Source organism: Pseudoalteromonas sp. SG43-8 (assembly GCF_014164245.1).
Classification (GTDB): domain Bacteria; phylum Pseudomonadota; class Gammaproteobacteria; order Enterobacterales; family Alteromonadaceae; genus Pseudoalteromonas; species Pseudoalteromonas distincta.
Map to the genome: position 1 here is coordinate 64,461 of NZ_JACJEX010000012.1, position 18,890 is coordinate 83,350.

Annotated in this window: 19 protein-coding genes; 5 read left to right on the plus strand and 14 right to left on the minus strand. The window is 39.2% G+C overall.

What is annotated here, in order from left to right; genetic code table 11:
• Window positions 1-12: 12 nt before the first annotated feature.
• The 10 genes from H5122_RS16790 to H5122_RS16835 form a co-directional block, all read right to left on the minus strand.
• Window positions 13-1,866, minus strand: coding sequence for a diguanylate cyclase (locus tag H5122_RS16790; protein WP_182682777.1), 1,854 nt, complete (start codon window positions 1,864-1,866; stop codon window positions 13-15).
• Complete coding sequence (locus H5122_RS16795; RefSeq protein ID WP_182672422.1) at window positions 1,866-2,651, minus strand: TatD family hydrolase; 786 nt, start codon at window positions 2,649-2,651, stop codon at window positions 1,866-1,868. The genes H5122_RS16790 and H5122_RS16795 overlap by 1 nt, the downstream gene beginning before the upstream one ends.
• Window positions 2,651-3,166: a hypothetical protein gene (locus H5122_RS16800; protein ID WP_182672420.1), complete on the minus strand. Its 516-nt coding sequence runs from the start codon at window positions 3,164-3,166 to the stop codon at window positions 2,651-2,653. The genes H5122_RS16795 and H5122_RS16800 overlap by 1 nt, the downstream gene beginning before the upstream one ends.
• Window position 3,167: 1 nt before the next feature.
• A complete protein-coding gene (tatC, locus tag H5122_RS16805) occupies window positions 3,168-3,908 on the minus strand; it encodes a twin-arginine translocase subunit TatC (RefSeq protein WP_004334958.1) in 741 nt (246 codons plus the stop codon).
• Window positions 3,909-3,956: 48 nt separating this feature from the next.
• On the minus strand, window positions 3,957-4,289 hold the full coding sequence (tatB, locus tag H5122_RS16810) for a Sec-independent protein translocase protein TatB (RefSeq protein ID WP_024597077.1): 333 nt from the start codon (window positions 4,287-4,289) through the stop codon (window positions 3,957-3,959).
• Window positions 4,290-4,294: 5 nt separating this feature from the next.
• On the minus strand, window positions 4,295-4,543 hold the full coding sequence (tatA, locus tag H5122_RS16815) for a Sec-independent protein translocase subunit TatA (protein WP_004334954.1): 249 nt from the start codon (window positions 4,541-4,543) through the stop codon (window positions 4,295-4,297).
• Between the two features lie 80 nt (window positions 4,544-4,623).
• On the minus strand, window positions 4,624-6,225 hold the full coding sequence (ubiB, locus tag H5122_RS16820) for a ubiquinone biosynthesis regulatory protein kinase UbiB (RefSeq protein WP_165744800.1): 1,602 nt from the start codon (window positions 6,223-6,225) through the stop codon (window positions 4,624-4,626).
• Between the two features lie 9 nt (window positions 6,226-6,234).
• Window positions 6,235-6,918 carry an SCP2 domain-containing protein gene (locus H5122_RS16825; RefSeq protein ID WP_182682778.1) on the minus strand — a complete coding sequence of 228 codons (684 nt, stop codon included), beginning with the start codon at window positions 6,916-6,918 and terminating at the stop codon, window positions 6,235-6,237.
• 11 nt (window positions 6,919-6,929) lie between these two features.
• On the minus strand, window positions 6,930-7,685 hold the full coding sequence (gene ubiE / locus H5122_RS16830; protein WP_182682779.1) for a bifunctional demethylmenaquinone methyltransferase/2-methoxy-6-polyprenyl-1,4-benzoquinol methylase UbiE: 756 nt from the start codon (window positions 7,683-7,685) through the stop codon (window positions 6,930-6,932).
• A gap of 86 nt (window positions 7,686-7,771) precedes the next feature.
• Window positions 7,772-8,755, minus strand: coding sequence for a GGDEF domain-containing protein (locus tag H5122_RS16835; protein WP_182682792.1), 984 nt, complete (start codon window positions 8,753-8,755; stop codon window positions 7,772-7,774).
• Window positions 8,756-9,089: 334 nt separating this feature from the next.
• Between H5122_RS16835 and H5122_RS16840 the strand changes: the two genes are divergently transcribed.
• A complete protein-coding gene (locus H5122_RS16840; RefSeq protein WP_182682780.1) occupies window positions 9,090-10,868 on the plus strand; it encodes a DUF885 family protein in 1,779 nt (592 codons plus the stop codon).
• Window positions 10,869-11,043: 175 nt separating this feature from the next.
• Entirely contained in the window at window positions 11,044-12,525 is a 1,482-nt protein-coding gene (locus H5122_RS16845) for an FMN-binding glutamate synthase family protein (RefSeq protein WP_033020964.1), read from the plus strand.
• Window positions 12,526-12,570: 45 nt separating this feature from the next.
• Here H5122_RS16845 and mtnK read toward each other — a convergent pair whose 3' ends face one another.
• Window positions 12,571-13,788: an S-methyl-5-thioribose kinase gene (gene mtnK, locus H5122_RS16850; protein ID WP_182682781.1), complete on the minus strand. Its 1,218-nt coding sequence runs from the start codon at window positions 13,786-13,788 to the stop codon at window positions 12,571-12,573.
• Between the two features lie 129 nt (window positions 13,789-13,917).
• Between mtnK and mtnA the strand changes: the two genes are divergently transcribed.
• Window positions 13,918-14,943, plus strand: coding sequence for an S-methyl-5-thioribose-1-phosphate isomerase (gene mtnA / locus H5122_RS16855; RefSeq protein ID WP_182682782.1), 1,026 nt, complete (start codon window positions 13,918-13,920; stop codon window positions 14,941-14,943).
• 63 nt (window positions 14,944-15,006) lie between these two features.
• Here mtnA and H5122_RS16860 read toward each other — a convergent pair whose 3' ends face one another.
• Genes H5122_RS16860 through H5122_RS16870 form a run of 3 tightly spaced genes read right to left on the minus strand, consistent with a single transcriptional unit; the run spans window position 15,007 to window position 16,858 of the window.
• Complete coding sequence (locus H5122_RS16860) at window positions 15,007-15,549, minus strand: acireductone dioxygenase (RefSeq protein ID WP_182682783.1); 543 nt, start codon at window positions 15,547-15,549, stop codon at window positions 15,007-15,009.
• Window positions 15,546-16,232, minus strand: a complete 687-nt coding sequence (gene mtnC / locus H5122_RS16865; RefSeq protein WP_182682784.1) for an acireductone synthase — start codon at window positions 16,230-16,232, stop codon at window positions 15,546-15,548. Before mtnC ends, H5122_RS16860 begins: the two co-directional genes overlap by 4 nt.
• Entirely contained in the window at window positions 16,229-16,858 is a 630-nt protein-coding gene (locus H5122_RS16870; RefSeq protein ID WP_004334937.1) for a methylthioribulose 1-phosphate dehydratase, read from the minus strand. The genes mtnC and H5122_RS16870 overlap by 4 nt, the downstream gene beginning before the upstream one ends.
• Before the next feature lie 108 nt (window positions 16,859-16,966).
• Between H5122_RS16870 and H5122_RS16875 the strand changes: the two genes are divergently transcribed.
• Complete coding sequence (locus H5122_RS16875; protein ID WP_182682785.1) at window positions 16,967-18,109, plus strand: methionine aminotransferase; 1,143 nt, start codon at window positions 16,967-16,969, stop codon at window positions 18,107-18,109.
• Window positions 18,097-18,870: an amidohydrolase gene (locus H5122_RS16880; RefSeq protein WP_182682786.1), complete on the plus strand. Its 774-nt coding sequence runs from the start codon at window positions 18,097-18,099 to the stop codon at window positions 18,868-18,870. Before H5122_RS16875 ends, H5122_RS16880 begins: the two co-directional genes overlap by 13 nt.
• Window positions 18,871-18,890 lie beyond the last annotated feature (20 nt).

The window sequence follows — 18,890 nt, forward strand, 5'->3', positions numbered from 1 at the left end:
ATTAATATGCTCCTACTGTGGTAATGGAAAAGTGATTACTTGATTACGGCCATGCTGCTTTGCGTAATAAAGTGCTTTGTCGGCGCACTCAGTAAAAATTTGAGGGTTGCTAACATCATCAGCAATACTGGTGTATACACCAGCGCTAATAGTAAATTGAATATCATTATTGGCAACCGTTACTGTACTTACTGAGATATCAGCACGTATTTTTTCAGCTATGTCTTGTGCGCCTTCACTAGGGGTATTAGGTAATAGCACAACAAATTCTTCACCGCCATAACGGGCAACTTCATCGAGTGGTCGTTTTAAATGGTCTTTTATAAGGTCAGACACTGCTTTAATAACTTGATCGCCAATGATATGGCCGTACGTGTCGTTGATATTTTTAAATCGATCTATATCAAGCATAACAATGCTAAGCGGCGTTTGTTCTCGACGAGAGCGACGAAGCTCCATTACCAGTTTTTTATCAAAAAAGCGTCTGTTTTTTATTCCAGTCAATGCGTCTTCAGTATTTAGTAACTCAAGTGAGCGGTTTTTTTCTTCAAGCTCTCTAAGCGTCACTTGTAATTCAAAGGTACGCTCGTCCACCTGAGATTCAAGTTCTTGGCGAGTTTTTTCTTGTAATTTTAAGCGCTCTTTAAGTAGTGTATCTTGTGCTGTGTTTTCAGCAATCAAGGTTTGTTGGGCAATTACTTCTTCATCGCGTTGTAAAATAAATAACTTCATTACGCTGTAGCATAAGCAAAAAGTGCAACCAAAAAAGCATGCAAATACAAATGCGAGCGTACTTTTGTCAAAGGCGTGTAGGCCCATTACTGCAACAATAAAATAAAGCATTACCACCAAGAAAAAAACCAATACAAGTAATAGTGCTTTGTTTGGTTTAGAAGGCGTTAAACGCACGCACATAAGCGTAGTTACAATATAAAAGCCTAAAACGATTGGAGTAGTGATTAAACAAAATAATGTAACTATGTTGTTTGGAAGTAGCCAAATAAATAATAACGAAATGGCTAAAGCGTTAACTACAACTTTTTGAATAGTTAGCAGAAGTGAGGGCCTTGGATGGCAAACTTGCTTTTGCAAAGGCAAAAACATTAAAGTGATAAGCGTAAGTAATATAGGGATCATAACTTGCTGTAATGCAGGTAAATTAGGATGAACGTACCTTAAGCCAAAACCACAAAGGTAGGCTAATACACTACCTAATGTGAGAGATATCACCCCAGCATAAACAAAATAACCTTTACGTGAAAAACCATATAAAACTATGCAACTCACACCCAAAGAAAATATAAAACCAATCAATAAGCCATAGAGTAAATTGAGTTTTCCTTTGTGTGCCAAATAAGCTTCTGGTTGCCACAGTGTTAAAGGGACTCGCAAGCCTGAGCTATTCGCCACTTTCATTATAATAAGCGTTTCGCTATTTGCAGGGCTGAGCAGTTTAACTAATAAAGATTCACTTTTAATTGTGCGCTTATATAAGGGGTAGGCATCACCAATTTGAGTATAAGAAAGTAATTGCGAGTTATGTAATTGATATACTTGAACGTCGTTTAGCAAAGGATTGTTTAGTGACAATATTTGCTCAGTATTATAACTAAGTGTGTTTTTTATTTTAAATTTTATCCATACAGGACGCTGCTCTAGTCCTAAATTAAGGGGGGTTCCTGTGTTTTTTTGCCACTGTATATGGCTGCTTTGTTGTGCACTTAATAGCGACGTTGGTTCAAAAGAGTAATACAGGTTATTAATGTTTTGAGAGTTAAAATCGTGTTTTATTATTACTGGGTTTGCGAAACAGCAAAAAGTGCAAAGGAATACTAATAGGCTTGAAAGTGCCTTTGCATAGGCCATTAACGATCTTCTAAACCAAAAACACGGTGAAAGTTTTCTGTAGTTTTACGGGCCACAACTTCTTCATCTATTTGATAAAGTTGTGCAACCGTTTGACAGATATAAGGAAGCAGGGCAGGTTCATTTTTACGTGATTTAGGTTTTGGTTTAACTGTTCGTGGAATTAAAAATGGTGCATCAGTTTCTATTAATAATCGATCTAGAGGAATGCTAGGCACTAGCTGTTGTAAATCTTTTCCACGCCTTTCATCACATACCCAACCCGTTATACCAATATATAGACCTAAATTTAAATATTGCTTTAGAGCTGCTGAGTTACCCGTAAAGCAGTGGAGTACACCGCGAATATTAAACTCTTTTAAAATACTTAACATGTCATCACTTGCATCACGTTCATGCAAGTAAACAGGTAAATCTAATTTTTCAGCAAGTGCTAATTGGCGCCTAAAAACACTGCGCTGTACATCGCGAGGCGAAAAGTCGCGGTTATAATCAAGGCCACATTCACCAATAGCAATAACATGCTTATTATTTGCAAGTACAGTTAGTTGTGCTTCTAGCTCATTAGTGGCTGATTTTGCATCATGTGGGTGGATACCCGCCGTAGAATATTGAAGATGCTTTGTTGCAAGTTCAAGTGATTGCTGACTGCTTGCAATATTACAACCAATAATAAGCATATTTGTAACACCCGCTTCATTGGCACGGGTAATTACATCAAGGTGCTGCTCATCAAATTGATGATTAGTTAAGTTAACTCCAGCATCAATTAACGTATATGACATTACTTAGTACGTTTAACGCGAATAGAGCGGTTTTCACCGTCAATTTTAAGTAAAAATGAGTTAAAAACACCACGGCTAATTACAATCGTATCGTTCTTTTTCAAGCGCATGCTGTCAGAGCCAATTTGACGCCATTGTTGACCGTTATCTAGCGAAATAATTAACTCGCCGTAAGCAGCTTCTTCAACTGAAGCAACCATCGCTTTAATTTCAGCGTCTTTCTCTGTTTGTGATTTTTTGTACTCTAACCCAAACTCATCAGCTGTTTTTTTCACTTCTGTTGATGTTGTGGCTACTGCCTGAGGTACATTATTAGCTGTTGGTGGTGTGAGCGTTTTTGTTACTGATGGCTTAACCAGTGACTTACCCGCGATGGTATTATCGTAACAAAGTAAGCGGTTAAAATCGTTTTCAATAAAGCTACATGCTTGTAACGCTTGAGTATTAAACTCTGTTTGCGCAGCAAAAGTCGGTGCGCTTAATAAAACCAATAGTGAGAGTAGTTGTTTTTTCATTTTATTCCTCAGATTCTTTTTGTGGTTTAGCGGTATAAAACTTTGCTAAAATTAGACCTAGTTCAAACAGAAGAAGCATCGGAAATGCTAGCAATGTTTGTGATAATACATCAGGCGGTGTTAAAAACATCGCGACTACAAAAACACCCACGACGATATAAGGGCGCTTTTCTTTTAAGCTTTTTGTTGTTGTTGCGCCACTCCAGCATAGCAACATAATAGCCACTGGAATTTCGAAAGCGACGCCAAATGCAAAAAACAACTTTAATACAAATCCTAGATAACTACTTATGTCAGGTGCAAGTGTCATCATTTCGGGACCGGTACTTGTAAAAAATCCTAAAATAATTGGCAGAACTACAAAGTAACAAAAGGCTATGCCGCCATAAAATAATATTATACTTGAGGCGAGAATAGGCATGAGCATTTTCTTTTCGTGCTGATATAAACCCGGCGCTATAAACCCCCAAACTTGATGCAATATCCATGGAATCGACGCAAATAAAGCGACAAATAAAGTAAGTTTGAAAGGTGCAAAAAAGGGAGCTGTTACATCGGTTGCAATCATGGTTGCAGTACTTGGCAAATGCGAGACTAACGGCTGTGCAACAAAAGCATAAATATCATTCGCAAAATATACTATGGCAATAAAAATAACAAAAATGCTTAGTAGTGCTTTTATTAGCCGATCACGCAACTCAATTAAATGAGCTACAAACCCTGATTTTACTTCCTCAGCCATTATTTTTTATACCATGTAGTAAGTTGACCACAAAGTGAGAAATAAATTTCACTTTTTCTCATCAAGTTGTTGGTTATTTGATGTATCAGATTGTTGTTTCTTGTAGCTGTGAGTAACTGATTCAGCCGCTTTTTGTAGCTCTGTTAGTGAGCTTTGTAACTCAGGGCTTAAATCTTTTAATTCTTGCTGTTCTGCTTTTTTAAGGTTTTCGTGCAGCTCATGAATGCGAAGCTCTTCACTTACTTCGGCTTTTACTGAGTTGGCAAGTGATTTAGCGGTTTTAACCCATTTACTCACTGTTCTAATCGCAACAGGTAAGCGCTCAGGGCCGAGCACCACTAAACCAACAATAAAAATAACAACAAGTTCCCACATGCCCATACTAATTAAACCTTATTGTTATCTTTGTTTTTTTCAGTATCGGTTGAGTTGTCAGCAGTGTTTTTTTCTGATTGTTGAATTTGCTCGGATTTCTCTTTCTCGCTCATTTGATCATCTGACATTGCTTTTTTGAAGCCCTTTACAGCGCCCCCAATATCGCCACCCATACCGCGTAGTTTTTTTGTGCCAAAAAGTAAAACTATGATCGCTAAAACAATTAATAATTGCCAAATACTAATACCACCAAAACCCATGGTTTTCTCCAATATATAAAACGGTTAAATGTTTATTTTAAATACTAATTATACGCTCACTAGCGCAAATAGCACCCAGTTTATGCGCTGCGCCATGCCGCTATAAAGCTAATAGCCGATAAGCTTATTGCAAGACTTGCAGCTATTAAATCGTGCTGTAAATAACAAAGTGTTGCCATAATCATTGTAGCACTACCAAATAAACTCAATATTAAAGGTTTATGAGATACCTTTTGTTCTTGAGGTTGAATGTGTGGTGCACGCTTTAAATTTTGGTAAATTAGATCCGGTAACTCGGGCATTTTTTCAGCCCAAAATGGCAAGTTAGCATACATTTGCTTCAGTACTGATAGCGGTCCAACTTGTTGCTTTACCCAGTCTTCTAAAAAGGGCTTAGCTGTTTTCCATAAGTCGAGTTGTGGGTATAGCTGACGCCCCAATCCTTCAACGTATAATAAAGTTTTTTGTAGTAATACTAATTGCGGCTGTACCTGCATGTTAAAACGACGTGCAGTATTAAATAGATTTACGAGTACGTGCCCAAATGAAATTTCAGCCAAAGGTTTATTAAATATAGGCTCGCAAACTGTGCGAATCGCAAATTCAAATTCTTCAATGCTAGTATCTGGTGGTACCCAACCAGAATCAACGTGTAGTTGTGCAACTTGGCGATAATCACGATTAAAAAAGGCGATAAAGTTTTCAGCTAAATAGCGTTTATCTTCTTTGCTTAACGTACCAACAATACCGCAATCAATACCGATATACATTGGGTTTTCAGGGTGCTCTCGAGAGACGAAAATATTACCCGGATGCATGTCGGCATGAAAAAAGCTGTCTCTAAACACCTGCGTAAAAAATACTTCTACGCCACGCTCAGCAAGTAATTTCATATTAGTGTTTTGCGCCATAAGTGCATCGGTATCAGAGACGGGTATGCCGTAAATACGCTCCATTACCAGCACATTGCTACGGCTGTAATCACTGTAAACTGCAGGGATATATAATGAATCAGAGCCTTCAAAATTGCGTTTTAGTTGAATGCCGTTGGCACCTTCTCGCATTAAGTCGAGCTCGTCTAGGAGTGTTTTTTTATATTCTTTAACTACTTCAACCGGGCGCAGGCGTTTTGATTCGTTGTGTACTTTTGCAAGTACCTTTGCGAGCTTTTCCATTAGCGCTAAATCGGCATTAATTTGCTCATAAATATTGGGTCTAATAACCTTAATTACGACATCTTGCTCAATACTCTGCTCATCAATAAGTTTTGCTGTATGTACTTGCGCTATAGATGCAGAAGCTAGTGGAGTTTGTGAAAACTCACTAAACAATTCACTTATATCGTTAATTTCGAGCGCTTTTTCTATTATTTTTTGTGCAAGTTCGCCTTCAAATGGTTGAACTTGATCTTGCAAAAACGCAAGCTCTAAAGCGATATCATGAGGGAGTAAATCACGACGAGTAGAGAGCATTTGACCAAATTTGATCCAAACAGGACCCAGCTCTTGCAATGCTAAACGTAAACGAAGCCCTGCCGGTTTTTCTTTGTGCTGATTACGCAGCCAAAATAAACTGCCACGGGCTACTTTACCAAACCAAGGCACTTTATGCTTTGGAATTAGCTCGTCTAGTCCATAGCTAAGTAACGTTTTGGTGATGTTATACAAACGTGCAGTCGACACAAAAAATCCTTAGCGGGTGTTTGAAGGTAAAAAAGAGTTTAAGAGGGCGTTAATGCGTTGCTCAACGGCAGCGACTTGTCCTTTGAGTTCTCTATTTTTTTGTTTAAATTGCTCAAGTTCTAATGGATGGATAGTAATTGCGAGCTCATCTTGGCATAAACTTGTAAGCATGGTACTTATTTTAGTATTGGTTTTGCTGCTCTTTTGTTTTAGTTCTTTTAAATGCAGGTATAACTGCTGAGCGGGGGCATCGCCAATGTATTTAGAAAGTTGTTCAGGCCAATCAATATCAATACCTGAAAATGCATTGCTATAAGTTTGCGCAATGTTTAAATCGCCTTGTAAGTCGAGCTTATCTTTGCGAATTAGTTGGGTAAGCATTGCAGGGTTTTTGAGCGCTAAAAGTGTTTCTATATCTGCGCTGATCATACAATCTGCGTTTTCGTTACTTTGGGCACTGTATAAGTGTAATTGATCAGCACTATAAACGAGTTGGATGCTTTGTTGCCAATCTCTTATTTCAACCACTAAGCGCTTATGTTTAACGGCGTTTAGCTTTTGAGATAATTGTGGGTCAAGGCTAAGCGCTTGATTTAGTACACGCTCAATAAGCGAAAGTACAAAATTAGGTAACATAAAAAACTCAGATGACATTGCACCATTATTGCTTTTTGTTATTTTTTCAAGCGCCATAACTGCTAGCCTTAATATTTAAAACCACGATGCAGTGCAACAATTCCGCCTGTGAGGTTTTGGTATGTTGTTTGTTCAAAGCCCGCATCTTCCATCATCGCTTTTAATGAGTCTTGATCTGGATGCATACGAATCGACTCAGCTAAATACTTGTACGATTCACTGTCGTTAGCAACTAGCTTACCCATTGTTGGCAATAAATTAAATGAGTAAAAATCGTAAGCTTTACTAAGTACGTCATGCTCTGGTTTTGAAAACTCTAAAACAAGTAATCTGCCACCTGGCTTTAAAATACGGTACATAGAGCGTAATGCTTTGTCTTTATCGGTAACGTTACGTAAGCCAAAGGCAATAGTGATCACATCAAAGCTATTATCTGGAAATGGCAGCATTTCTGCATTCATTTGTACGTAGTCAATATTACCTACTAAGCCAAGATTGTGTAGTTTTTCACGACCAACCTTAAGCATAGATGAATTTATATCGCCCAAAACAACTTGACCGGTCTCGCCAACTAATTGACTAAATTTTGCCGTTAAGTCGCCAGTGCCGCCGGCTAAATCGAGTACATGATGGCCTTTACGAACACCTGAGCTTGCAATAGTTTGACGTTTCCATAAACGATGCACACCAAAAGACATTAAATCATTCATTACATCGTATTTTGCAGCTACTGAGTGAAATACATCAGCAACCATAGAAGCTTTGTCGCCCTCGGCTACTGTTTTATAACCAAAATGCGTGGTCTTTTGTTCGGTTTCGTTCATGACTAATCTCTATCGTGACAATAGAGGTTAGTGTACTTTATTGTACGCAGTAGGTGCAATTTGAATATGATTTATCAGGTAATTTATTACCCTGCAGTGTAGCTACTTTGCCCTAATGACCGTGCTTTAAAAGCCGCATGAGACGCTTTTTTAGCTAACTGATTAAAATCATCTTCTTGTAGATGTTGAGCAATTCCCAGAGATAAGCCAATACTAGGTAACTTAACCCCTGTTTTTGAACTAACAAAGCGTAGCTTTTCGACTCCATTTCGGACTTTTTCAGCAATAACATTGGCTGTTTCTGGGTCTATATCGGCGAGTAAAACAGTAAATTGATCTTTAGCTGTGCGGCCAGGCAAGCCACTTTGAAAAACATATTTTTGCACTTGTTTAGCTACTTTATTCAAAATAACTTCACCAATAATATCACCGTAATTTTCAGTAAAGTGATCAAGGTTATCTATTTGAATCGCAATGGCGCAAATAGACTTTTTTTGATTAGTCCATACTTGAGTTTGTTGTGTTAAATAATGGCGTTTATAAAGCCCTGTTTGGCTGTCAATAATATGTTGTTTACGAAGTTGATTTAGCTGCTTTTTTGTTTTTTCGTGTAGTTGTTTGGTTTTACTTAGTTCTTGCTTAAATTGTTTGTGTTGATTTAGTAACTCGGCGGTTTGATTATGAAGTACTTCAAGCGCTTGACGGCTTTGTTCTATGTTGTTCTCATCTAGTGAATGTACGCATTCGCTCACCTGACCCGCAAAGCGAATTATCTGTTTTTCAGTAGCTTGAGAATTTTGAGAAAGTGAACTTATAACACCATCAACATTTTGAATCATGTTGACTTGCTCTGTGTGACCGGTATTTAAAAATTCAGCATGGAGCTGTTCAATTAAAACACTGTCTATATTGTCTTCAACCGCAATAGCGCGGTCTAAGGCTTTGTTCAGCTCAAGGTTAGTTTGGCTAGTATAGGTATAAACAACTTGATAATTGAGCGGCGTAGGAGAAAGTGCATAGCGCTCTAAAAACACACACACTTTAGTCATCTTCTCTTGTGCAATAGCCATGGAATCATGGAACATCATTTTAAATACCAACTAAGTACGCATAAGTGCAAATTTTAAAATATCTCATTCCATGAGGCGGTTATGCGTCCGAGCTTTTTATTATTTTTTTATACAGTAATCATTATCCGCGCTATTTAAAAGCAAAAACGATAGTTAGGGAACTTAAATTTTACTTTAGCAGCCCAATCGCTGTTTTTCTCATCAATTCGGCTGGTTTTTACTTCTGTTAACGTATGTAGCATTATTTCAATATGCTAGTTTGTCTCATTTACTTGCTATTTCTTTAGCCTACGATAGTTTTATGCAATCTATTGCATCATCAAGTTAAATAATAATGAATCTTTTTTTACCAAAAACGCTTCGCCAAACGCTTCTTGGCATAACTGCTTTATGTTCGTTAAGTGCATGTCAAATAACCACACCCAATGCGAATGAGCAGTTTACTCAAGTAGCACAATCTATTGTTCAATATAGAGAAAGTATAAACCCTTATAGCAGTTCAAAAGGGGTTGATGGTTATTTACTTGCCAATTTATCTCCAGAATTTTTAGCAGAGCAGTACAAAAGTAATACTCAATTATTAGCAGACTTAGATGCTGTAGATGCAACTAAGCTTAGTGACGAAAATCAAATTAACTTAAGTATTATTCGTGCTCAAGTGCAAAATAGCGTAGACGAATATGTGTTTAATGCGCATTACATGCCGCTTACATCTGAGTATGGTTTTCACTCCGGTCTGTCGTACATCGTTAACAGTTCCCAATATAAAAAAGAGCAAGATTTAGAGACATACCTTGCACGTTTAGCACAAATCCCCCGCTTTTTTGAGCAAAATATATATTGGATGAAAAAAGGGCTCGAAACAGGTCTCACCCAACCAAAAGCAGTTTTAGAAGGATACGAAGACTCCATAAGTACTTATATTGTTGATGATGTAACTCAATCAGAATTTTATAAACCGTTTTTAGCTAACACTGCCAGTTTAAGTGAGAGTGACTTTTATGCACTTCAACAGCGAGCTAAAGTTGTTTTAAAAAATAAAGTAATACCAGCATATAAAAGCTACTTAACGTTTTTTACTGAGCAATACCAACCGGGCGCCCGCACAAGTATTGGTATTTCAGAAACCCCTAATGGCAAAGCTTTTTATAAAAACCGTGCTAAGCATTACACCACTACCGACATGACACCTAAAGAGATCCACGAGCTAGGCTTAAAAGAAGTTGCTCGCATTCGAGGTGAAATGGAAGCTGTAATAAAAGAAGTTGGTTTTAAAGGCTCATTTGCTGAGTTTATTCACTTTTTACGTACTGACCCACAGTTTTACGCAACAACACCTGAGCAACTTTTGAAAGAAGCAGCTTACATTGCAAAAAAAATGGATGCACAGCTGCCTAAGTTATTTCATACCCTACCGCGCAAACCTTATGGCGTGGCACCGGTACCTGCAAGTATTGCTCCTAAATACACAACAGGTCGATATTCTGGCTCTAATCGAGATGATGAAGCTGGATACTACTGGGTAAATACTTACGCTTTAGATAAGCGCCCTTTGTATGTTTTAGAAGCATTAACATTGCACGAAGCAGTGCCAGGTCATCATTTACAGATATCACTTAATGCAGAGCTTGAAAATTTGCCGAGCTATCGTCGTGATGCTTACCTTTCGGCATTTGGCGAAGGTTGGGGGCTTTACTCTGAATACTTAGGTTTAGAAGCAGGCTTTTATCAAGACCCATATAGCCGTTTTGGTCGCTTAACTTATGAAATGTGGCGAGCAGCACGCTTGGTTGTTGATACAGGGATGCACATGTATGGCTGGAGCCGCGAGCGAGCTATGAACTTTATGAGCGAGAACACCGCGCTTTCGCTGCATAATGTGAAAACAGAAACTGATCGTTATATATCTTGGCCAGCCCAAGCACTGTCATACAAAATTGGTGAGTTAACTATTAAGCGTTTACGTGTTGAAGCGGAGCAAGCGCTTGGACCAAATTTTGATATTCGCGAATTTCATCATCAGGTTCTTCGCCATGGTTCAGTGCCCTTGTCAGTATTAGAAACACAGGTACGTTTATATATAAAAAATGAGCTAAGTAAGCAGCAAAATTAGCTTTGTAGGGCTTATAAACCTTGAACAAACAAAGGTGTTGTGTCATTTTTACCACAACACCTTTTTTATACCACAGAGCTAGTAGTGTAGTTTATTTTAGCGACTCCAATCGTCAAAAAATCCACATACTACGCAATAGATATTATTTAAAAATATAGCCATCAAGGGGCCTTAGATGAGCAATTTCATTATGTTTAGTATTGACGTATTTGCGAGTATTTTTATTATCGCACTTGGGTTAATTGTGCTTACTGTTATTATTTTTTACTTTCGCGATATAACACAAACAAAACATGCTATTAGGCGTAACTACCCAGTAATTGGCCGCTTTCGATATTTTTTTGAACGCCAAGGTGAATTTTTCAGACAATACTTTTTTGCCCTCGATCGAGAAGAAATGCCATTTAACCGCGCTGAGCGCAGTTGGGTTTACCGCGCAGCAAAAGATGTCGATCGCACCGCTGCATTTGGTTCAACCCAAAGCTTAGAGGTGACGGGTACGGTTATGTTTATGAACTGTGCTTTTCCTACTTTAGATGAAGAAGCACTCGACCCGAGTAATGTTACTTTAGGTCCGTATTGTAAAACACCTTACACCACTAATTCGTTATTTAATGTGTCGGGCATGAGCTTTGGTGCGCTTTCAAAGCCTGCTGTGCGCGCTTTATCAAAAGGTGCTAAATTAGCGGGTTGCTGGATGAACACAGGTGAAGGGGGCTTAAGCCCTTACCACCTTGAAGGTGGCGCCGATTTGGTATTTCAAATTGGTACAGCTAAATATGGTGCTCGAGACGAGCATGGAAACTTAAGCACCGAAAAACTTAAAGAAATAGCAGCTCACGAACAAGTCAAAATGTTCGAGCTAAAAATGAGCCAAGGTGCAAAACCAGGTAAAGGCGGTATGTTACCAGGGCGCAAAGTTAACGCCGAAATAGCCAAAATTAGGGGTATTCCAGAAGGGCAAGATTCGATTAGCCCAAATGGACACCCTGAAATTAAAAACCCAGCCGATATTCTCGATATGATAGCCACTGTACGTAATGCCACAGGAAAACCAACAGGCTTTAAAGCCGTTATTGGTGATTACACGTGGTTAGAAACGTTATTTGCAGAAATAAATCATCGTGGCATTGAGTCGGCACCCGATTTTATAACAATTGATAGTGCTGATGGTGGTACGGGGGCTGCACCGCAGCCGCTTATGGATTCGGTGGGTTTACCTCTTCGCGAAAGCTTGCCGCTTGTAGTTAATATGCTTGAAAAGCACGGTCTTAGAGATCGCGTGAAAATTATTGCATCGGGTAAATTAATCGTCCCTTCAAAGGTTGCATGGGCATTAGCGCTTGGTGCTGATTTTGTTGTATCGGCTCGTGGTCATATGTTTGCACTGGGCTGTATTCAGGCAATGCAATGTAATAAAGATACCTGTCCGACCGGGATCACTACGCATAACGAGCGTTTGCAACGCGGCTTAAATGTAGCTGATAAAGCGCAACGAGTAGCTAACTATAATAAATACATTCATTACGGAGCCGGTTTAATTGCTCACTCATGTGGTGTAACAAGTGCACGTGAATTAGGCCGTAAACATGTTCGGATAGTGCAAGAAAGTGGGCTTTCAGAGCCGCTTGACAAAATTTATGAAAACTACAAGTAAGTTTTAACAACTAGAAGGCGCTTATAGCGCCTTTTTTAATGCTTGTTAGTTTAATTGGCTTATTAATAAACTAAAGAATGCTTCTTTGTTGTTGCATGTTTGTGCATTTAAAATAAGTTGCTCGCCTAGTGCTAATGTTTGTTTTTGCACTGTAAGGCGCGCATTGTCATCACTAATACTATCTATATCGCTTACGTGCGCAAGCCCAATAGTACGCCTAATTAACTCAGCACCACAGTAACCAACAGCATCTTGCAATACGTTTTTCATAAAGTATTGCGCATAGCCTACTGGCGCTAGTGATTCATCTGTTGTTTTAGTGCGTATTAATTCAAGCCATTGCTGCTCAAATAAACTATAGGTGTCTACGATACAGCTAAGTAAATGTGTTTGGTAATTACGACGTGCTACAAAGTCATCAATATGCCCTGCTTGTGCGCAGTAATTCAATAGCAAATTACCAATAAAAGAGCCAATATCGAACCCAATAGGCCCAAAAAAGCCAAACTCTGGGTCAATCATCTTTGTATTATTACAATCAACAAAAATGCTACCGCTGTGCATATCACCATGAAGTAATGTTTGCGGGTTAGATAAAAAATTAGCTTTTAGTTTTGCTATTTCTAACTTCAATGCGTTGTTTTTTTGTATTGCGTCAACTTCGTTTTGTAGTTGCTTTGGGTAGTTATTGCGTTCGTGCTCAATGTACGGATCGCTAAAAAATAAGTCTTCAGTGATTTGGCAAAGCTCAGGATTAGTAAATTGGCTAACGAGTGCTTTTTTAGTTTGCGCGGTTAAGTAAAAATCTGAATTATAAAAGCCGGTGTGGCTTAAGTAGGTCGCTACGTGCTGCGCTAATTTAGGGAATTGCTCTGCATTATTTTGTGCAGTACGCAATATTTGTAAATTACCTAAATCTTCTAAAATAGTCAGCGCTTGCATTTCACTATAATGTAAAACATTAGCAGTATAAGTAGGGCAAATAGCACCATGGTTAAGTAAAACTTGTGCTTCTATACGGGCTCTATCAAGCGTTAATGGCCACGACTCACCCACGCAACGCGCGTAAGGCAGAGCTTGCTTTAAAATAACACTATTGTTTTGCTCATCAGTAATTCTAAATACTAAATTAAGATTGCCATCACCAAACTCATATGCCGATAAGGTTTGTCCGGAATCAAAAAAATTACATTGTTTAGATTCAATTAATGTCGATACGTAATCGATAGCGCGCTGTGCATTAAAAGCAACATAGTTAGTCATGGTTTAAATCTCAAAAATCAGCTTTTAAGCATTCTATACTTTTAAATGTTTAGATGTCTACAAGTCTAACTTGAGAGTTATTCAAAGTGGTGTAAAATAACGTTACGCATTTTTAATACCTTAAGCATTATGCAAAACTTAATCGCAAGCAGTTTAAAATATGAAAACGGGTCGCTTAGTGTGCTCGACCAATATTTACTACCTCACCAGCAGGTATGGCATCAGTGCCATGATGTAGAAACCATGAAAGAGCTGATCATTAACTTAAAAGTGCGTGGAGCCCCACTTATTGGTTTAGGCGCGAGCTTGTTAGTGGCGTATTTAGCTGAGCAAGGGGTAGTGAAAAGTGAGCTTGAAAAAGCAATCAATGAACTAGAAGCCACTCGTCCAACGGCGGTTAATTTAATGCATTGTATGGCGGCATTGCGAAAAGCTTTAACGCAAAGCGATTATGTTGCCGGTATTGTTAGTACTGCTGAGCGGTTGTTTATTGAAGATATTGAGCTGTGTGAACGAATGGCAAACCGTGGTGCCGAGCTTATAAATAGTGGCGACAACATATTAACTCATTGTAATACAGGGGCGCTTGCAACCGCTGGTATTGGTACTGCACTAGGTGTTATTTACAAAGCGCAGCAAAAATATGGCAACGTACATGTATGGGTTGATGAAACACGACCATTATTACAAGGCGGTCGCTTAACTGCCTTTGAGCTTGAGCGCTGGAAAATTCCGTACACATTAATTTGCGATAATATGGCGGCAAGTTTAATGGCTGCAGGTAAGGTAGATAAAATAGTAGTAGGAGCTGATCGTATTGCCGCCAATGGTGATTTTGCTAATAAAGTGGGCACCTACAATTTAGCCGTACTTGCGTATTTTCATAACATTCCATTTTATGTAGTTGCGCCTATTACCACGCTTGATACCAACACCGCGTGTGGTGATGATATAGAAATAGAGCAACGTAATCCTCAAGAAGTGCGCGGAGTTAGCGGTAGCTTTGGCGAGGCTTTATGGGCGCCCACTAATGCTAATGTGTATAACCCTGCATTTGATATAACGCCGGCAAAACTGGTCACAGGGTGGGTGTTAGATACAGGTGTGTATAACCAAAGTCAGGTAGAAAATGGCGATCTCATAAAGCTTAAGTAACTTCGCGATATCTTTGGTCCACGTTATGTTTATCAGTGTGGACCAAGGTTTTGAATGAATAACTTACGATAATAGCGGAAATTGCTCTGCAATAGACGAGTCAGTGCTTTTTGCTACCCAGCCTTCTGTATTGTTAAATAAGCGAATGGCAGTAAACTCAGGGTCGCTTCCCATATCAAACCAATGCGGGGTAAGTTCAGGCACTGAAATTAAATCGCCTTGTTGGCAAAGTACCTGATAAACCTTATTGCCTAAATGCAGGCAAAATAACCCTTGGCCTTTTACAAAAAAACGTACTTCGTCTTCACTATGAGTATGTTCAAATAAAAACTTTTTGCGCAGCTCTGATGCGCCAGGGTTACCTTTAGCTAGAGATATAACATCTACTGTTTGATAGCCATTTTCAGTTTTTAACCGATCTATATCGTTTTTGTACGCACTAATAATTTGCTCATGGGTGGTGTGCTCATTAATATCTGCATTTGCTTGCCACTGTTCAAAGCGTACGTTTACTTTAGCTAGTTGCTTTGCAATATCATCAGCATTTGATGTGCTTACAAGTGCTTTGTTTGCATCGTTGTCAGCATACACTGTTAATTGGCTCATACTAATTGCTCCAATTTAAATTGGCTAAAGTCATTAATATAAGGGTGTGCTTTAGTGCTTGCTTGCCCATCACGAATTAAATGTAGTGTTTTTAAGCCTGCAGCTTGTGCGGCATCAAGCTCGCCGGCTACATCACTTAAAAAGAGTATTTCTGCTGCTTTAAACGGTAACAGCTCAACAATGGTGTTGTAGGCTGTTTGCTCTTGTTTTGCGCCAACTTTGGTGTCAAAAAAGTCAGTAAACAAGCTGCGAATGTCTCCATAATCACTGTATTTAAAAAGTAGCTGCTGCGCTTTTACCGACCCTGACGAGTACACATATAAAGTAATATCGTTGTTGTGTTGAGCTTGTAAAAAATCAAATGCATCTGGGTATAAATGACCCTTAAAATCGCCGTGTTCATACCCTGTTTGCCAAATTAAGCCTTGTAACTGCTTAAGTGGAGTGATTTTTTTATCTTCATCAATCCAGGTAAGTAAAGTGCTAATGACTTCTTCTATATCGGCGTTTGGCTTTTCGATAAGCGCTTTTACGGCATTAATTTGCTCGGCTACATTGGGCTTATTAGCATTGGCACGTACAAAGGTAGGTAACTGTTTTGCCGCGTAAGGAAACAACACCTCTTTAACAAACGAGATGCGGGTTATTGTGCCTTCGATGTCGGTTAAAATGGCTTTAATCATTTAGTTACTCCCGCTTGAATACCTATTATTTTTAAGCGCTCTAGTTCGCAACTAAATAAAAACTCTAAGGCTTCTAGGTGGCGACGAACTTCATCAATATTACGTCCTACTGCATATAAACCATGACCACGTATCAGTACGCCATGCTCTATAGGCGTGTGTAAATGATGGTCACTGACCAGTAGGCTTAATCGATCAATATCTTGATCGTTATCGAAAATAGGAATGCTCAGCGTTTCTAAATGCGAAGTAAAGCCGCTCAGTGCTTTTTGCATTTCATAGCCTGTTAAATCAAGCTGATGCCCTTGGGTAATTTGCGACAGTACGGTAGCGGCTACAGAGTGAGTATGCAAAACACACTGCGCATCAGGTATTAGCTGATACAAACTTAGGTGTAATTGTGTTTCTGCCGATGGTTTTACAGCTCCTGCTAGGCGCTCGCCTTGGTGATCTAATTGCAAAAAATGCTCTTGCGTCAGTGAGCCTTTATCGTGCCCACTTGCTGTAACAACAAAGCCAGTGCTAGTACGAGCTGAAAAGTTTCCGCCTGTTGCGGGTACCCAGCCTTTTTGGCTAACCCATTTTCCGGCTTCAATAAGTTGTGAAATAGCGGTATTGTTTTGCATACATTCCTCACTAATGAGCGTAAAGTTAATTGTTTTTAGACGGCTATACTTCTGTTTCAAGCAATGATAGCATCGCTTTGAGCGCAAAACCATCATTAAGGGCATCACGTGTTTGAAAGTAAATTACCAAATTTAGGCGTTAGTATATTTAGCCAAATGAGTGGGTTGGCTAATGAGTTTTCGGCAATTAATCTCTCTCAAGGCTTTCCTGAGTTTGATGCTCCTGATCTTTTAAAAACGCAGTTAAATTATTATGTGCAGCAGGGCGTTAATCAATATTCACCTTCAAGTGGTGTACCACGATTACAGCAACAAATTGCTGATTTAGCAAAGCTCAAATATGCAGCTGATATAAACGCAGCTGATCAAGTGACTGTTACCTCGGGTGCAACAGAGGCATTGTTTGTGGCTATTCAAACAATTGTACGCCCAAATGATGAAGTGATTGTATTTGACCCTGCATATGACTCTTACCAACCGGCAATTGAACTCGCTGGTGGAAAGTCGGTACACATTGCTTTAAGTGCGCCAAATTACACTATTGATTGGCAAGTAGTAAGCCAAGCTATTACTAAGAATACCCGTGCAATTATTATTAATACGCCTCATAACCCAAGCGGTAAAATATTACAGCCACGAGATATAAAAGCGCTTAAAGAGTTAGTTTGTACTCACAATTTGTATGTAATAAGCGATGAGGTATATGAGCACATTACGTTTGATGAACAACCGCATTTAAGCGTATTACGCGATGATGAATTATTTGCCAAAAGCTTTGTTGTATCGAGTTTTGGTAAAACGTTTCACAGCACGGGCTGGAAAATGGGTTACTGTATTGCACCTGCCGATTTAGCTGTCGAATTTAGAAAAATTCATCAGTACGTTACGTTTTCAAGTTTTACCCCCGCACAGCATGCGCTTGCCGATATGCTCGAGCAGCAAGGTGAGCATATAGATGAGCTAAGCGGGTTTTATCAGCAAAAACGCGACTTATTAGCGAGTCATTTAAGTAACAGCCGTTTTAAAATTTTACCTAGCCAAGGCACTTACTTTTTATTGTTAGATTACAGCGATGTATCGGATTTAAACGATGTTGAATTTTGCCATTGGTTAGTTGAGCAAGCCGGTGTTGCGGCTATTCCGTTAAGTGTTTTTTATCAAAATCCACCAACCGACAAAGTAATTCGTTTATGCTTTGCTAAAAACGACAACACTCTCATAGAGGCTGCGCAAATATTATGTCAACTTTAACCATTACAGCATTGCAAAGCTCACTTTATTGGCTTGATAAAGATGCTAATTTAGCCATGTTTAATAAGCAGCTTGAAGCAATTACGCATCAGCCCGATCTTATTTTACTGCCCGAAACATTCTCGACTGGCTTTGCTATCAATTTAGATTGTGCAGAGCCTGAAAACGGTAAAGTACTGACGTGGTTAAAGGCGCAGGCTCATAAACATAATGCGGTTATTGCGGGTTCGGTACTTGTTGCACAAGGCGATAAAAAAGCGAATCGGTTTTATTGGGTAAAACCCGATGGTGAGGTGAGTTATTACGATAAACGCCATTTATTTCGCTTAGGCAGCGAGGGCGATTACGTTGTAGCAGGGCAAGCGCGCAAAGTTTTTGAAATCAATGGTTTTAAACTATTACCGCAAGTATGCTATGACCTGCGCTTTCCGGTATTTCAACGTAATAATAACGACTACGATGTAATGATAAACGTAGCAAACTGGCCTGCTGTACGCCGCCATATTTGGGACACGTTACTTATGGCGCGTGCAATGGAAAACCTATGCTACGTAGTAGGTGTTAATCGCGTGGGGGAAGACGGTAATGGTGTGGCGCACAATGGCGGTACCGCAGTATACGACTTCAAAGGTGATGCGTTAACTAAAGCGCAAGATAACACTGAGCAACTAGTTACTATAACACTTGAAAAAGCGCCACTGGATGAGTTTAAAGCAGCGTTTCCTGCCTATTTAGATGCAGACTCTTTTACATTAATATAAACACGTTAATTTAGCGCAGA